12 protein-coding genes and 2 pseudogenes are annotated in these 15,424 nt (G+C 58.9%); 2 read left to right on the top strand and 12 right to left on the bottom strand.

All coding sequences use genetic code 11. The annotated features are described in order from the left end of the window. Positions 1 to 574: 574 nt before the first annotated feature. The 10 genes and pseudogenes from istB (P0D96_RS29420) to P0D96_RS29375 form a co-directional block, all read right to left on the bottom strand. Positions 575 to 1,411 (bottom strand): IS21-like element helper ATPase IstB, encoded by an 837-nt coding sequence (gene istB, locus P0D96_RS29420; protein ID WP_408317001.1) that lies wholly within the window; start codon positions 1,409 to 1,411, stop codon positions 575 to 577. After that, positions 1,408 to 1,626 (bottom strand): annotated as a pseudogene (locus P0D96_RS29415) (IS21 family transposase); the annotation flags it as partial. The pseudogene P0D96_RS29415 and the gene istB (P0D96_RS29420), both read right to left, overlap by 4 nt. A gap of 30 nt (positions 1,627 to 1,656) precedes the next feature. Continuing rightward, positions 1,657 to 3,204, bottom strand: a complete 1,548-nt coding sequence (locus P0D96_RS29410) for an IS3 family transposase (protein WP_408316999.1) — start codon at positions 3,202 to 3,204, stop codon at positions 1,657 to 1,659. A 110-nt stretch (positions 3,205 to 3,314) separates the two neighbouring features. Continuing rightward, a complete protein-coding gene (gene istB / locus P0D96_RS29405; RefSeq protein ID WP_408316997.1) occupies positions 3,315 to 4,130 on the bottom strand; it encodes an IS21-like element helper ATPase IstB in 816 nt (271 codons plus the stop codon). Beyond that, positions 4,127 to 5,626, bottom strand: coding sequence for an IS21 family transposase (istA, locus tag P0D96_RS29400; RefSeq protein ID WP_459252701.1), 1,500 nt, complete (start codon positions 5,624 to 5,626; stop codon positions 4,127 to 4,129). Before istA ends, istB (P0D96_RS29405) begins: the two co-directional genes overlap by 4 nt. Before the next feature lie 238 nt (positions 5,627 to 5,864). Next, positions 5,865 to 6,577: pseudogene (locus tag P0D96_RS29395) on the bottom strand (IS91 family transposase); the annotation flags it as partial. Positions 6,578 to 6,705: 128 nt separating this feature from the next. Next, positions 6,706 to 7,290 (bottom strand): RES domain-containing protein, encoded by a 585-nt coding sequence (locus P0D96_RS29390; RefSeq protein ID WP_408316995.1) that lies wholly within the window; start codon positions 7,288 to 7,290, stop codon positions 6,706 to 6,708. A gap of 141 nt (positions 7,291 to 7,431) precedes the next feature. After that, entirely contained in the window at positions 7,432 to 8,106 is a 675-nt protein-coding gene (locus tag P0D96_RS29385) for a hypothetical protein (protein WP_408316993.1), read from the bottom strand. A 12-nt stretch (positions 8,107 to 8,118) separates the two neighbouring features. Then, positions 8,119 to 8,736, bottom strand: coding sequence for a hypothetical protein (locus tag P0D96_RS29380; protein ID WP_408317032.1), 618 nt, complete (start codon positions 8,734 to 8,736; stop codon positions 8,119 to 8,121). A gap of 266 nt (positions 8,737 to 9,002) precedes the next feature. Next, positions 9,003 to 9,170 carry an SET domain-containing protein-lysine N-methyltransferase gene (locus tag P0D96_RS29375; RefSeq protein WP_408316991.1) on the bottom strand — a complete coding sequence of 56 codons (168 nt, stop codon included), beginning with the start codon at positions 9,168 to 9,170 and terminating at the stop codon, positions 9,003 to 9,005. 184 nt (positions 9,171 to 9,354) lie between these two features. On the opposite strand from P0D96_RS29375, the gene P0D96_RS29370 reads away from it, so the two are divergent. Together P0D96_RS29370 and P0D96_RS29365 are read left to right on the top strand one after the other, a co-directional pair. Then, a complete protein-coding gene (locus P0D96_RS29370; RefSeq protein ID WP_408316989.1) occupies positions 9,355 to 12,285 on the top strand; it encodes a Tn3 family transposase in 2,931 nt (976 codons plus the stop codon). Positions 12,286 to 12,312: 27 nt separating this feature from the next. Then, positions 12,313 to 12,552, top strand: coding sequence for a hypothetical protein (locus tag P0D96_RS29365; RefSeq protein ID WP_408316987.1), 240 nt, complete (start codon positions 12,313 to 12,315; stop codon positions 12,550 to 12,552). Between the two features lie 218 nt (positions 12,553 to 12,770). On the opposite strand, the gene gorA is transcribed toward P0D96_RS29365, so the two are convergent. After that, positions 12,771 to 14,132 carry a glutathione-disulfide reductase gene (gene gorA, locus P0D96_RS29360; RefSeq protein ID WP_408316985.1) on the bottom strand — a complete coding sequence of 454 codons (1,362 nt, stop codon included), beginning with the start codon at positions 14,130 to 14,132 and terminating at the stop codon, positions 12,771 to 12,773. A gap of 780 nt (positions 14,133 to 14,912) precedes the next feature. Next, complete coding sequence (locus P0D96_RS29355) at positions 14,913 to 15,122, bottom strand: hypothetical protein (RefSeq protein ID WP_408316983.1); 210 nt, start codon at positions 15,120 to 15,122, stop codon at positions 14,913 to 14,915. Positions 15,123 to 15,424: the final 302 nt, after the last annotated feature.

The raw sequence follows: 15,424 nt of genomic DNA, 5'->3' as shown, positions 1-15,424 counted from the left end.
CTGGATAGGGGCGAAATTGCTTGATCGAGCATTTTGGACGCGGTCGCTCGCGACGGATGCAATTAATTGCACGCCACCGGCCGGTACGGCCGAACTGCTGCCCCCGTGAAGCCGGCTCGCATGAGCAAACCACTCCGTTACCTGCCCTTCAACCCCTGACACCGCGACCGGCGGCTATTGTTTAGGGTTGTAGGACGCCCGCCCTCATCCTTCGACACGTCAACTCGCCCAGACGCCAGCGGGCAGGCGTCCTACAAGCCCCAAGGGTGGAAACCGCGAAGTGCTCCGACATGGTCTGAACGTTTCACCGCTATGGCGATTTGTTCAATCCCGTTGAGGGCATGGTGGCTATGAACGTGGGTAAATCTGAGGCTAGACAGGCATGATCGCGGCGACGCCACAGCGGTGGGTTGTCATCGCGCCGACTCGGCCAGCGCCAGACTGCCGGTTTGGAACGATAGGCACAGGCGTCTGCTATTGGCTCTCGTTGCCGAAGATGTCAAACGCAATCTCAAGTTGATACAGCTTCGGACGCAAACGCAATTTGAATTTGATACACTTGGGCATGCGGTTATTAGCTGAGTGGTACCTCCTTCGAACTGCGTTTGCGTTTGACGTCGTCCGCGTCGTTTAGGTGCGGCGGTGGGATGCGGTTGATCATGCCGGCCTGACGTTTTTCCTTCAGCCTGTACGAGTCGCCGGAGATCGGCACGACGTGTGCGTGATGAAGCAGCCGGTCGAGGAGCGCCGCCGTGAGCGTTGCATCGTCAGCGAAGGTCTGGTCCCACTGCCCGAACGGCAGATTGCTGGTCAGGACCAGACTGCCAGTTTCGTAACGTTTAGCGACCACCTGGAAGAGCAGGTTCGCCTGCTCCCGGTCCATGGGCAGATACCCCATCTCGTCAATGATCAGCAGCCTGTAGGGCTTCGTGATCCGCTTGATGGTTTCCTCCAGCTGGTTACGTCGCAACGCTGTCGTCAATTGCATCAGCAGATCGGCGGCAGTAATGAAGCGGGTGCGAAACCCGGCCTGCGTTGCACGATATCCAAGCGCGACAGCAAGATGGGTTTTACCAACGCCGCTGGGTCCGAGGAGCACGACATTCTCGGCGCGCTCCACAAAGGCAAGGCTGCCGAGTTCGAGAACCAGTGCTTTCGGCACGCCGAGCGCGAATTCGAAGTCGAATTCATCAAGCGTCTTGATTGCCGGGAACCCAGCCAGACGCGTCAGCATCCGGCGCATTCGTTCCGCGCGTGCCATCGCTTCATCCTTCAAGGCCTGTTCGAGGAAGTCGAGATAGCCGAGCTCGCGTTTCGCGGCCATCTGGCCGAGATGCGCAATCTGTGTCGGCAAATGCAGCAGGTTGAGCTGCTTGCACAACACAGTCAGTCGTTCGAGCTGTGGCGTCATGCGCTTACCTCTTGTGCGCGGCTGAACGCGTCGTAGACCGACAACGGGTGCTGCAACGGTTTGTTCCACTCCGAGGTCGCGTACCGTGATGCCGGTTTCGGCTCCTGATGTGGCGTCGCGCCCGTTCTAACCGATCGTCCCACGTAGGGTGCCGGCAGTGGCAGAAGATGCGGCCGCTCCTCGAGCAACACCTCGGCCGGAACCCGTTTGGTAGTGCGGGGGTGCGGCTAAATTCTTGGACTGATTTATGCCGCGATTCCAAGACTCTGCCGGTATTCGATCGGGCTAAGAGAGCCGAGCGAGACCTTGATTCGCTTTGCGTTGTACCAGCGGATATAAGAGTCAACGACTTCGATGAATTGATCAACGGTCGTGGCCCGCCAGTCACGAGGATAGAATAGCTCTGTCTTGAGGCGCCCAAAGAAACCCTCGCAGGCTGCATTATCCGGCGAACATCCTTTGCGCGACATCGAGCGAGTCAGTCTGGCATTCTGCATTCGCGACAGCCATCCTGGCCAGCGATAGTGCGCACCACGATCCGAGTGAACGACAGGCCGCTCCTTGCAGCCGGCCACTGACTCAATCGCCGAATCGAGCATGGGCATGGTATTGACGAGTTCGGCGTCCGGCCGCGTGCCGATCGACCAGCTTACAACGAGACCGTCGAAGCAGTCGATAACCGGCGACAGATACACTTTGCCGGCCGGGATCTGGAACTCGGTAAGGTCCGTTAGCCATTTCTGATTAGGAGCGGCGGCACAGAAGTCGCGATTGATGATGTTCTCCGGCGCAGGGCTTATTTCTCCACGATAGGAGCCGTAGCGACGTCGCCTGGTCGTGGCAGCGGCCAGACCTTCCTGTCGCATCAAACGACGCACTACCTTCTCCGAGATGACGACCTGTTGCCTGATCAATGCCGCGCGAATCCGACGATAACCGTAGCAACGGTGATTGAGTTCGAAGATGTCCGCGATGACGCGACGTGCATCAGCATGCCTGTCAGCAACCAACAGCCGTGCACGGTGATAGAAGTAAGAACTGCGGGGAAGACCCAGGGCGGCTAACAGCTCTGGCAACGCATAGGTCTGTTTCAGGGCATCAACCAGCATCGTCTTCTCCCGGTTGCTCAGGAGTTGCGGGTTGATGCCCATTCCTTTTTTTATCAGTTCGTTCGCCTTCTTCAGAATATCGTGTTCAAGCTGCAACTGTTGGATGTCGCGTCGGAGCGATTCGGCCTGTTGTTCCAGTTCCACACGCTCATGGTCCGGCGCTGGCTTCTTTTTGCGTTTCATGGATGCTGGAACCTCTCGACCGAGTAGCTGATTCTTCCAGTTATACAGCGTTGGCCGACTCACGCCTGTTTTCTCGGCAACCTCGCGCGCGCTATGCTCTCTGGTGCACAGTTCGATGACTGCCGCCTGCTTCACCTTTTGTGATTTTGGAACGCGATCAACGGCTCGGCCAACAATACGTCTTCTGATTTCAGGACACAGCTCTTCGATCCAGGCCGCCAGCGTCTCGCGACTCGGATAACCCAAAGCCCTCAAGGTTGCGGCAGCACAGCGGCCATGGCTCAAATAATGATCGACGGCTACCTTCTTCTGTTCAGCCGAATACCTGGGCCTGGAACGGACATAGCCAGCCCGTAGATCACGGCACTCCTCGTATTCGCGATGCCAGGCTTTCAGAGAATTCTTGGTCGGGTAGCCCAACTGCCGGATGGTGGCTCCGATGCGCTTGCCCAGCTTCAAGTACAGTCGAACCGCTCGAATGCGATCTTCGTATGAAAACATGAACTACCTCCAGGTAGTCCAGGATTTTGTCCGCACCTGGACAGCGTCAAGCAGAAGGTCCGGTTTACCGACATTCATCTTGGCCGGTCGGCCGAGGTGATTGTCGCTGTTTAGCTGGCCATGGTTGTCGCTCCGTTCGGGTTGTCAGTGGGTAATTGACGGCGTCGCTCCTTCTGTTTGTCGCTGGCTTTGCGGCGCCGGTAGCTTTCGACGTTCAGCTCGAAGATCGTCGAGTGATGGACCAGCTGGTCGATGGCGGCCACCGTCATGCCGGGGTCAGGGAAGACATCATTCCAGCCCGAGAACGGCTGATTGGCCGTTATCAGAAGACTTTTGCGCTCATACCGCTCGGCGATCAGCTCGAACAGCACGCTGGTTTCCGCCTGGTCCTTTCGCACATACGACAGGTCATCGAGGATGATCAGGTCGAACCGGTCGAGCTTCGCGAGCGCCGAAGGCAGTTGCAGACTCTGACGCGCGACCTGGAGCTTCTGCACGATTTCGCCGGTGCGCGTGAACAATACGCGGTAGCCAGCGTCGATGAGTGCATGGCCGATGGCGGATCCCAAGTGACTTTTCCCGCCGCCGGGTGGGCCGAACAGGAGGATCGTGGCGCCTTTCTCAAGCCACGAATCGCCGGTGGCCAGCGCCATCACATGCGCCTTCGAGACCATGGGCACAACGCCGAAGTCGAAGGTGGCGAGCGTCTTGGTCGGATCCAGATGCGACTCGGTGCGATGACGCTCGATTCTGCGTTTGGCCCGCTCGGCGAGTTCATGTTCGAGCAATGCACCGAGTAACCGGGAGGCCTGCCAGCTTTCCTTGTCTGAGCGTTCGGCGAAGTCCGGCCACAACCGGCCGATGGTTGGCAGGCGCAATTCGTTGAGCATCAGCGCGATACGGCCTGCATCGTAGGCGGCGTTCATGCGAGCACCTCCTCATCGAGCAACGTGTCATAGAGCGCGGCGGACGGCATGTCGACGACAACCACCGGACACTCGGCCTGGCGCGGCGCGAACTCATCGAACAGCGCCTTCAGGTCGGGCAGTTCACCGAGTTCGAGCAATGCATCGAGCCTCTGCGCCAGTTGCGCCTCGACGCCGTGGTTTCCTGCCAGCTCGAGCAGCCCCACCATGGTCTTGCATGCGCTGCGCGGCGTCAGTGCTACCTCGAGCCGTTCCCAGGTCCGCCGGTAGGCTTCACGCGGAAACAGATCGTCACGGAACGCGAGGCCCCTGAAGGCCTGCGGCTTGCGTTTGAGTGATTCGATGAAGTGCCGGTAGTCGATGCCGCGACCGCGCCGTTTGCTCGTGTGCGTGGCTCTTGCCGTGCTGTGCACGAGCGCGCCGGACAGATAGCAATCGAGCCGGTCACTGTAGAGGCGTACCTTCAGGCGATGACCGATCAGCCGCGACGGGGCGCTGTACAGGACACAACGTACGGTGAACGTGCCGCAGCGTGTCACGCGTGCCTCTTCCTCGGCGAAGTCGGTGGTCCGGTGCTCAGGCAGGTCCAGCAGGTGTTCGCGCTCGATCTGGAACGCTGCTGCATTGCGCCGGTTGCGGCGCATTACCACTCCGCGCACGAACTCGTCGTACGCGGCGCGGTCCGCGAAGTCGCGATGACCTCGCAACTCCAGGGCCTGATCGACCTGATCCTTCAGATAGCGATGCGAGGACTCGACGCTGCCATTTTCATGACCCATGCCACGGTTGCTGCGCGTGCCTTCCATCTCGTAGTGCTCGAGTAGAGCCGCATAGCGAACTGTGAAGTCTTCCTCTTCCTGCAGGTTCCTGAAGGCCGCCGACAGGCTGTCGGAGCGATGTTCGCGTGGGCAGCCGCCAGCCTGCCACAGCGCATTCTGCAATCCCGTCGCGAGCGCCTGGAAGCTCTCCCCGCCATCGACCACGCTGGCGTACTCCCAGCGCGAGAACGCCAGCACGAAGTGATACAGCAGGTGGTTGAACGGGATCCCGCCAATCGTTACGCACAGCTTGCCCATGTGCGTGAAGTCCGACAGGCCTCGTGCGCCGGGCTGATATGTTTGAGGGAAGAACACTTCCTGGTTCGGCCCTTCGAGCGCGCGCCACTGGCTGACATGTCGCTCAAACGTGCGCCGCATGCTGTCCGGAAAGCGCTCGGGATGGTCCTCCTGCAATTTACGCAGCAGAGTGATCGCCTTCAGCTTTGGCGCAGCGCGTAGCAATGGGACCACTTCGCTCTCCCAGACATCGGCGAACGGATCTGGGCGCGAGCGCCAATAGCGCCGCGGCTGCTGTGACGGTAGTCCGGCTTCGTGTTCGACACGCCGCGCCGTGCGCTCGCTCATGCCTGACTTCGCCGCAGCGAGCTTCTGCGGATGGTGTTTGCGATGGTTCATATAGAGGCGGACCTGCTGGTCGGTGATGCGGCTTCCAGACATGGGCTGACCGCCTCTTTTTAGATTCAGTCAGCCATCCTAAGCCCCGCCGATCCGGCGCCGCCGGCAGTTCCTCGTCTTCGGCGGCTACGCCGCCTCCGACTCATCACTACCGGCCAAGATGAATGTCGGTACACCGGACGTACTCATTGTCGCCCCCCACGCACCCCCGCTGTATCAATTTACAACTGCGCGCGACAAAGAGCCGACAGTCGAATTGTGCATCCTGACACGATGGTGTTCATGCGTGGACCCACTCGACAGGCGGCGCCCGGATAGGTCTGCTGCGTTGGAGTATGTCGATGATGATCATTGGCGAACCGCAGTGCCGGCAAACGAAGGTTGGCGGTATTTCCACGGCGGATACGACGTTGGCACTGAGGCCGACACTGACAGGCACGACGTCCAGCAACTCGCGTATCGTCGCGAGATTCTCGCGCCGCGATGGGTTCGCGAGCAGACCGTAGTGGCGGATGCGGTGGAAGCCGCCAGGCAGCACGTGCAGCAGGAACCGGCGCACGAACTCATCTGCCTGGAGCGTCATGGTCTTGTTGCGTGTGCGTCCGTCTACGCGGTAGTCCTTCCAGCGGAAGGTGACGCCATGTTCGTCGAGCGCGACCAGGCGTTGGTTGGAGATCGCCACCCGGTGGGTATAGCGTGACAGATAGGCGAGCACTGCTTTGGGCCCTGCAAACGGCGTTTGGCGTATACCACCCACTCACATGTACGCATTGGCGCAAGCCACCCGGCAAAGGCTGCCGTATCGTTGAGCTCGGCGTATTCGCCGAAGAAGCGCAACTGGCCGCGGCGATAGATCGCTTCCAGCTCCTCGAGGAAGCGTCGCCGGAACAGGCGCGAGAGCACGCGCACCGGAAGGAAGAAGCCTGCAACTATCCGATCCTTCTGCGTCTCCCAATCTTGCCCGCCACAGTTGGAATCTCCGCTGAAAACGACTGGGACTAGTTGTTCGCGGCGGGAAGCAATAACGAATAGGTTGGTTCATGAAGAGGGCCGAGTATCTGCTGCAGACTCGCGGCGACATTGCCGTGGGCAACCTGCGTTTCTGCGCAGCCTGCAGTGCCTTACCGTGCGTCGCGTGCGGGCGGCTCCGTGCGCATGGGGTCTACACGGAAACGGCCGTAGAGATCGGAATCGACGAACCGGATGGTCGCCACGTTCGCGCCCTCGAACAAATCGTTGGCTGCCCAATCAGCGAGAGCCAGCGCGGGGGCGCCTTTCACGCGGCGGGAGGGATAGACGAAGCCGTCAGGCCGCTCATCCTTCGGCATCGTCAACATCGCTTCGCGAATCCGCTCGCCCAACAGGTTACAGGCTGCGTATTCGCCTTCGTTGATCATGTCGTGAATGCCGAGCCGGCTGCTGTGATCCTCGTCGAGGCTCCACAGGCGGAGCTGCCGCACAAACCTGACGTTCGCCAGCAGGCCCTCAGCTTCAGCCTTGTAAGTAATGTGGAAGCCGGTTCCGGCGCCAAAGTTGTTCAGCACCAACTGACCTTCCCATGCGGCCACAAGATTGTCCAGCGCCAGATACAACCACGTGAACGGAAGCCGCAAATCGTCGCCAGCCTTTTCGGGCGATGGGCCGAAGCGTCCCGGCTTGCATGGCGACGCCGTTGCCACGTGATTCGGGTTGGTGACGGCGCGCACAAAAACGCGATCGACTTCGTACGTGTAAATCTGTCCCCGCAGGGCATTCAGAATCTGTGCTGTGGTCGGGACTTTTTCCGCAACCGGCAGCGACCGATCTATTTTCGACTGTTTGTTTTCTGACATCGGATTGTCTGTTTCTCAATCCAGGTCAGCCACCTCCATCCTGGCCAGCGCGACGATCCTGTCGAGTCGTGCCCTTGCCGGAAGCGCCAGCATCCGTTCCTGCGCTGGCACCACCGTCAGCCGGTCCTCAAACGGCATTCCCGCGAGGACTTCAGCAGGCGAGAGATCATCCAGCGACTCCTGCTCGGACATGAAGAAGGTGTTGACCTGCATCCGTGAATTGCTGCGGAGAATCTCGAGCAGATGCGGCAGATGCGAAGGCACGTCGGCAGTGAACTGCCACGCAGGATACGCGCGACCGTTCTTCTTGCCGGGCGGCACCACGCTGTAGAACTGTGCATGGTCACCGCGATAAAGCGTGCTTTTCGATATGCCGGTGTGATCGATCACTTTCTCCGGGCTCCATCTGGCAACTGGCAAACACGACGGGCGGGCATCACCGGCACGACCGTTATCCCGGATCAGCCACTCGGCCAGCCGCAAAACAATTTCTTTGCGGACTGCCTCGCTGGACAGGCCGGCGATCTTTCGCGCTCCAGGCTTTCCACCGGCACGGGCCGATACACCGGCGAGCAGGTCTGCTGCGACCTTCTCGATCAGGGCGTGCTCGTCACCCGTGTACTGCCCATTTACGAGGGCTCGCAGGTCTGCTTTCTCACCTGCGTGGTTGTGTTTGCTTGCCAGTTCCATTTCAACTCCTGCTCAGCAATCCAGGGGGGGCGCGCCAACGGGCGCGAGCATGCGGGATCGGGACGCTGTACTCCGGCTATGGAAAGGATGCGCTTGCGGCGGCCAAACGCGCTGTCCGCAACGGGAAACCAGCCGACTGGCCGCTTTCCGTTGAAGCATGCTCCGTACGAAATTCAAACCGCGCGTCCGCGTGAAGTGGAACCAGCGGACAGGTCGCGGAGCAAGGAAGTGGTCGACGACCCGCTGAAAAGCCTCGACTAGCTGACTCGGCTCGAAGCTGACTACCGAGCCGTTACGGCGAATGACCTTGTAATCGGCGTAGTCAGTTGCTTCATAACCGATGACTGCCTTAGTGAGATCGCCAGCACGTACCGGCACAAGCCGCACGTTCGCCGGGAGCAGGCGATCCAACTGGGCCAGGCGCTCACGCTTAATGGCCACTTGTTCCGCGCGCAACGCGAGAATCTTTTCGATCAGTTGCGCCCGTTCGGGAGACGCGTTTAACCCATCAACCTTCGCGAAAAGGCGATCGGTATGCGCAATCGCGTCGTCCAGCGGTGCTACAGCGAGTTGCCTCGCCTGCTCCACCTCGAGCCGCGAAAGCTGGAGTTCGTCATCCCAGTTCAGCATCTTTGTTCCCGATGGGGGTTTAAGTATGTGGAACCAAGCATAGCACATTTTCCCAACTTATCCCATTTTTCCCATTTTTCCCGAATTACAGACCTGCATATCTTGAAGCGTCGGCGCCTCCGTGCGTTGAAGGAAAAGTAGAACTGGCATTGTGAGCGCGTCCGGCAGGGCGCTTCCTATTCGCCCGCCAAGGTCAGCATCGAACCGATACACCGCTTCGTCCCACAGCGGCAGGAATAGTCGGCGGCCAATTCCGGAGTAACCGCTTAATCGATAGTCAGTCCGTAGGCAATAGAAAGCTCGTCGCCCGGCTTCACTGCTCTGATCGTCTCGATCAAAACTCGCCCCCGCTCGTCCTCGATCGCCTCGCAGTTCGGCCGGCAGGAGTGGTTCAGCCAGCGGGCGCTGTTGCCCCCGACGCTGCCGTCGATCACGCGCCCGTCAGCCAGTCCGAAAAGGGGTATTCGTCCTTTTCGTGCTAAATCTGGCGGTTTTCCCTTCAGAGCCTGATTTCGCGAACTGCCATGGGATCTGACTTTTGTCTGAACAACCAAAAGCGCCTGCGATACCGTACCCGCCCGCGATTACAGATCGCGCCACCTTGACGGGAGGGAGGAGATGCCAGGCCTGGAATTTCGCTATGTGGGGCAGGATCGCCTGCCCTCCCGACTGTCGGAATTCGACGTGGAGCGCTACTTCGCGTTGACTGACAGCGACATTGCCGCGATCAACGAGCGATTCTGGCGCGATCGCCGAGCTGGCGTTGCCATCCAACTAGTCTTTTTGCGTGCCAGCGGCCACACCCTTGATCATGTCGGCACACTGCCGCGCGCGTTACTGCACTACGTTGGCGAGCGGCTTGGCCTTCCTACCCCGACGATCGCCTCCCTTCGCACACTTTATCAACGCTATAAGACGCTGTACGAGCATCAGGTCTGGACCTGCGAATATCTCGGCCTGACGTCGATCGAACCGAACCACTGGGCGGCACTGGAAGAGTGGATGCGACAGGATGCCGCCGAATCACTTACCCTTGAAGAGCTGCTCCAGCACGTCCATTACTGGCTGTATGAGCGTCGCATCCTGATACCCTCCGAGCGGAAATTGCGCGATCTCGGCCGCAAGATCTGGTCGGACCTTGAGCGTGGTCTGCTCGCACTTATCAAAGCAGCAGTCACGGAAACGCAGTTAATGCATGCCGATTCTGTCCTCTCTGCCCAGCATGGGACCTCCGGCATGAGAGTTCTCGAATGGCTGAAGACGCCGCCCGCGCGACACAGCCCGACGACGCTTACCGAAACCCTCGCGAAGGTTCGGTTCCTCAAGGAACTCGGTGCGCACACGTGGGTACTCGACGCCGTGCCGATCGAAAAGCAGCGTGCATACGCGCAGCGCATCCAGGCTCGCCGTCCTGCTAAGGTTCGTGAACTCAAGGAGTCGACCCGCACCATTGAGCTGATTTTTTTCCTGCGGGTCACGCTGCTCGAGTTGACTGACGCCCTCCTCTATCAGGCAGGACGCAGGGTCTCGGACCTTGTGCGGCAGGCTTACGACCGTACGACGGTCCGGCAGGCACGTTCGGCTGTCGAATACCGGCAGCAACTGCTCGCGATCAAGGCGTTGGTTCAGGATGGCAAGCGTCCGGCGCAGGAACGTCTCGACGATATAGGCAAACTGCTGGACGGCCTCGCGGACAAATCACCGGCAAGTCATGCAGCCTACGTACGCGAAGCGCTCACCGACGATCATCACCGCATCCGCAACCTGCTGGGGCCGTTACGCGAGCTAGGCTTCGTAGGCCGCGAAGCAGAACAAAGCCTGCAACAGTTTGAACTTATCGGCACACTGCATGACAGTGGCGCGACCGAATTGCCACCCAACTGCGATGTGCCGGTAAGCGCCGCCTGGCGCGATCTCGTCAAGGGTGACGATCGGGCGCGCGCGTTGCGGGCACTGGAAGCATCGGCAATCACAGGTCTGCGTAAGGGGCTTCGACGCGGCTCGGTCTGGATCAACCACAGCCTGTCGTTCCGGGAGCGTGATCAGTTGCTGATTCCGCCCACGCAATGGGAAAGCGATCGCGAGCGCTATCTGTCGTCGCTCGGGTTGCCGGGGACCGCGGAGCCGTTTCTAGAACGGTTGACGGAACACCTGAAGGCAGGCCTTGCTGCGCTGGAGGAGGCGCGAGAGGCAGATCGCGTGACAATCGGTACCGACGGCGCGTTGCACTTGTCCGCAATCGAGGCATTGCCGACCGACGGCATACCGAAACGCACGCGGGATCTGATATTCAAGGAGATCGGCACCGCGCAGTTCGCCGACATTATCATGGAGACGGATGCCCACACGGGCTTCAGTGAAGTGCTCCGGTCACGCAAGGCGCGCGATGCAAACGAACTCGTCTCGCTGTACGCTGCGCTGATCGCCCACGGCACGGAAATGGACGCGAAGAACGTTGCCGCCATGATCCCGCAGCTGGACCCTGCGCACATTTCGACGGCAATGCGCCTGCTTGAGATGCCCGGTCGGCTGCCGCGTGCAAACGACCGCGTAGTTGAATTCCAGCGCAGCCATCCGATTACGGAACTCTGGGGCGCCGGACGGCAGGCATCAAGCGACTCAATGAGTCTTGATACGTCAAGGCACCTCTTTTATGCGCGGGTCGATCCGCGACGTCGCACTCATGCGGTGGGTATGTATACGCACGTGCTGGACCAGCACGGCATCGTTTATAACCAGCCGATTGTGCTAAACGAACGTCAGGCTGGAGTCGCGATCGAGGGTGTGATCCGTCACAACGAGAACCGTGACGACGGCGGGTTGCTGCGACTTTCGGTAGACACGCATGGGTACACGAATGTAGGAATGGCGGTGTCGAAGCTCCTCGGTTTCGATCTATGCCCGCGGCTTCGCAACCTCTCGGAACGCAAACTGTATTTGCCCCGACGAGTGGCCGCTCCCGACGGGCTGGTATCGGTCGTTGCCTACGAAATATCCATCAAGGCAATTCGGGATGGCTGGGAGGAACTGCTGCGCGTCGTCGCGTCGATTCATTCGGGACGCGTGAGCGCAAGTGTCGCTTTGCAGCGATTCGGCAGCGCCGCGCAGGGTGACCCGGTGTACCGGGCGGCGGACCACCTTGGCAAGCTACTGCGCACGCTATTCCTGTGCGATTACTTTAGCAACCTGGAGTTTCGTCGCGAAATGCATACGTTGCTTAACCGCGGCGAATCCGTTCATCAACTGCAGCGCGCGATCTATACCGGCAAGATCGCGCCTGAGCGCCGACGGCGCCGCGACGAAATGATTGCAATATCCGGCTCGTTGACGTTGCTGACAAACCTGGTAGTTGCGTGGAACACGCAGCGGATGCAGACCACTCTTGATGACTGGCAACGCAAAGGACAGGGAATTGACGACGACTGGTTGCGGCGGCTGGGGCCGGCGCACTTCGCGCATGTCAATTTCCGCGGTACGTTGAGCTTTCCGATTGACCGTTATCGCGACATGCTACTGGATGCGGCACGTTGGCAGCGTACGGCCGGATAGTGAAGCGGCGCGGCAGAACCAGTGACGATGAACCTCGATACTGGACTCGTCGTCTCGCAGAGGGAGATCAGGCAGTTCAACTTGGGCAATGCGCGTCTGGTCGCCAAGGCACGCGCTGAGCCGAAGCGTGGACCCGAACGGCGGGCGCATGGTGCGGATTTGCTTGTCACCTTCGAACCTGCGCTCGCCGTACGGCCCGATGAAAGCGCCAGATTTTGCGTTAAGGCGCCGACCTTCGGAAAAATTGACGACCGCATACGACTTTGATTTTTAAAGAAAAATCCAGGAAATCCGCCAGATTTAGCACGAAAAGGACGAATACCCCATATCGCTCACAATTTCGAGAGTTTCCCGCCCAATTGCGCCGGATCCAGCCGATGCGACTTCTGGCAGCGGAAGACGTCGGCAAATCGTCGCCATTATCTATCGCACGATGTGGCCGGCGGAGCCGCTCGGCTCCGCACAAAGGCAACGCAACCAAGAGGTCAAACCACCGGTTGACGCATACTTACAAATTCTTCGGCACCCGTCGGGTGAATGCCCACAGTCGTATCGAAAAGTTGCTTTGTTGCCCCGGCGCGTAACGCGACTGCAAATCCTTGAATGATCTCGCCCGCCTCATCGCCGACCATATGAACGCCAACGACTTTATCGCTCGCTCGGTCGACGACAAGCTTCATTAGCGTGCGTGCGCTACTGCCACTGAGCGTATGTTTCAAAGGGCGAAAGTCGGTGCGATATACTGCGACGTCCCCAAACCTTTCCCGAGCCTGTGCCTCCGTCAGCCCCACGGTGCCCACGTTGGGGTGCGTAAAAATCGCCGTGGGTATGTGGCTATAGTCCATTACCCGCTGCTTGTCGCGGAAAAGTGAGTCCACGACCACCATAGCCTCGGCAAGCGCGATGGGAGTCAGATGCTGGCGACTGCTGACATCTCCTACGGCAAACACCGACGGGACGTTACTCTTGTACTGCGCGTCGACCGCGACGGCTCCGTTCCTGTCGTTCATTACTCCGGCCTTTTCCAGACCGAGGTCTCGCGTCGCAGGCAGCCTTCCCGTTGCAAAAAGAACTACGTCCACTTCGATCGCCTGGGAATTATCAAGATGCGCCCTGATGCCGCCGGTTGAGCGTTCTAGCCTTAGAGCGGTGGTATTGAACCGGATATCGATACCGGATTTACGCATTTCTTGTGCGAGGAAGTTTGAGAGATCCTCGTCGAATGCAGGGATGAGTCGATCGTGACGCTGCACCTGAACGACATCGGCACCCAACGCACTGAATATCGAAGCGAATTCGCAACCAATATAACCACCGCCCACGACAAGCAGTCTCCGTGGGAACGTGGGCAAATCGAACATGGAGTCAGAAGTGACGCCGAGTTCACTACCTGGAATCGGAGGAATCCATGGGCGTCCACCCGTAGCGATCAGAATATTTTCCGCCGTGAAACGCTGGCCGGACACGTCGATCGTATGCGGGTCGATGAACGATGCCCACCCATTGAGAATCTGCACGTTGGCCTGGTCGAGCAAGCTGCGGTACAACTCGTTGAGACGCGATATTTCCGCTGCCCGATTCTTCTTCAGTGTGTCCCAGTCGAATTGGGGTATGGAACCGATCGTCCAGCCGAATCCGCGTGCCTCTTCGAAATATTCGGCGTACGTTGCGGCATGGCTGTAAAGTTTTTTCGGTACACAGCCTACGTTCACACAGGTGCCACCAAGCTTCGTAGCTTCAGCAACGCCGACTTTTGCGCCTGTCTGGGCAGCGAATCGCGCAGCGCGCACCCCACCGCTCCCACCACCAATCACTAGAAAATCAAAGTCGAATTGGGATTGATTCATATCTACAGTAAACTCCAAGCAAATGCCCCGACGGTAAGGATTCGTTCGATCCGATAGCGTTGGGCGGATAAGCAGTGACAGGTCGTCATGTTACTTAACAAAGGGACTCAGCCTTCTATAATCGAGGGCTAGCTGAAGTGCAGGCCGCTCTCCCGGCCTCAACGCGTATGGATGCCACGATGGTCAACGTGTCGGGCCATCCATGCCGCGCGGGCGACCATAGATAGGTGGGTAAATAGAATAGCATCCACAACCCTCCTCTTGGCCCATAGCCACCTGTCTTCGAGAGTACCTTCTCGATCGCGACAGGTAATCCAACTCCTGTTCTGGACCGCCCGTACTCTTCAGGGTCCCCCGTTGAAACGCTATGCGCGGCGGATCTCGGCCTGCAATTCCATGCACCTACGACCTTTGTCCGGTCCAGCAGTTAGTGGCACCTCGCTCGTCGAGCGCGTCATCATGAACCCTTCCGACTTTTGTATAAATCCGCGCGAAGTATGCGACGACCCCGTCGATTCCATCAACGCCCTCGACTGCCACCCGACGTAAAGCAGATCGGTCGAGAATACAATCTAGGCCAGCGCGTCTTTTTGGGAGCGATAACACTTCACAGCGAACCGACGCCAATTGAGACTTCACCTCCTACCGCGCACCAAAACTTACGCATGCTGCTCATGACCCTCTGTACTTCGAGCACCTGCCACCTTCGATGTCTTGCTTGTCGATTTCGAACTACGTTCACCGAGGACCATTTCGCACACCACCTTGATGATCTTCCGGTCATTCACCACAGCAGGATTGAGATGATGGTTGATAACAAAGCCGTCGAAAGCGAATACAGCCAACCGGGAAATCGAAGCGTCCCACTAGGTCTTCCGGCAAACAACCGGTGATCAGTGTCTGCATATGCTCGCTTAGCATATTCAATGTTGTCGGCTGGTAATTGTCGACGCCGGTCGATACCGCCAGTGCCTGCAGGACGTTGTTCATGCAATTGTCGCGCGCTAACGGGATATCTCGCCAGAAGCGCCGAAGAACGAATTCCAGACGTTCGTGAGGATCATTGATCTTGGATGCCTCCCGCTCGGTAAGCCGAACCTGTGCGAGCAGCCAAGGCTCGATGATGGCGAAAATGATCGAAAGCTTCGAAGGAAAGTAGACATAGATCGTCGAACTGGCTAGTTGGCATTCCTTAGCGATCTTGGTTCCGATATAGCCGTTGCTTTCAAAAAAGCTGGTCCGCCGTTTCCAAAATCCGATTCCTGACTTCTTCTTTCTTTGCTTGCGCCATG

Origin of the sequence: Paraburkholderia sp. RL17-347-BIC-D, from assembly GCF_046027915.1 — a bacterium.
Taxonomy (GTDB): domain Bacteria; phylum Pseudomonadota; class Gammaproteobacteria; order Burkholderiales; family Burkholderiaceae; genus Paraburkholderia.
The sequence above is the reverse complement of the archived record's forward strand: the minus strand, read 5'-3'. Positions and strand labels throughout refer to the sequence as shown.

Excerpts from the sequence above, each read along its gene's own strand:
- gorA (WP_408316985.1), bottom strand. The coding sequence starts at position 14,132 with ATGAATCAATCCCAATTCGACTTTGATTTTCTAGTGATTGGTGGTGGG.
- P0D96_RS29365 (WP_408316987.1), top strand. The coding sequence starts at position 12,313 with ATGAACCTCGATACTGGACTCGTCGTCTCGCAGAGGGAGATCAGGCAG.
- P0D96_RS29380 (WP_408317032.1), bottom strand. The coding sequence starts at position 8,736 with ATGCTGAACTGGGATGACGAACTCCAGCTTTCGCGGCTCGAGGTGGAG.
- istA (WP_459252701.1), bottom strand. The coding sequence starts at position 5,626 with ATGTCTGGAAGCCGCATCACCGACCAGCAGGTCCGCCTCTATATGAAC.
- istB (WP_408317001.1), bottom strand. The coding sequence starts at position 1,411 with ATGACGCCACAGCTCGAACGACTGACTGTGTTGTGCAAGCAGCTCAAC.
- P0D96_RS29385 (WP_408316993.1), bottom strand. The coding sequence starts at position 8,106 with ATGGAACTGGCAAGCAAACACAACCACGCAGGTGAGAAAGCAGACCTG.
- istB (WP_408316997.1), bottom strand. The coding sequence starts at position 4,130 with ATGAACGCCGCCTACGATGCAGGCCGTATCGCGCTGATGCTCAACGAA.
- P0D96_RS29355 (WP_408316983.1), bottom strand. The coding sequence starts at position 15,122 with ATGAACAACGTCCTGCAGGCACTGGCGGTATCGACCGGCGTCGACAAT.
- P0D96_RS29410 (WP_408316999.1), bottom strand. The coding sequence starts at position 3,204 with ATGTTTTCATACGAAGATCGCATTCGAGCGGTTCGACTGTACTTGAAG.
- P0D96_RS29370 (WP_408316989.1), top strand. The coding sequence starts at position 9,355 with ATGCCAGGCCTGGAATTTCGCTATGTGGGGCAGGATCGCCTGCCCTCC.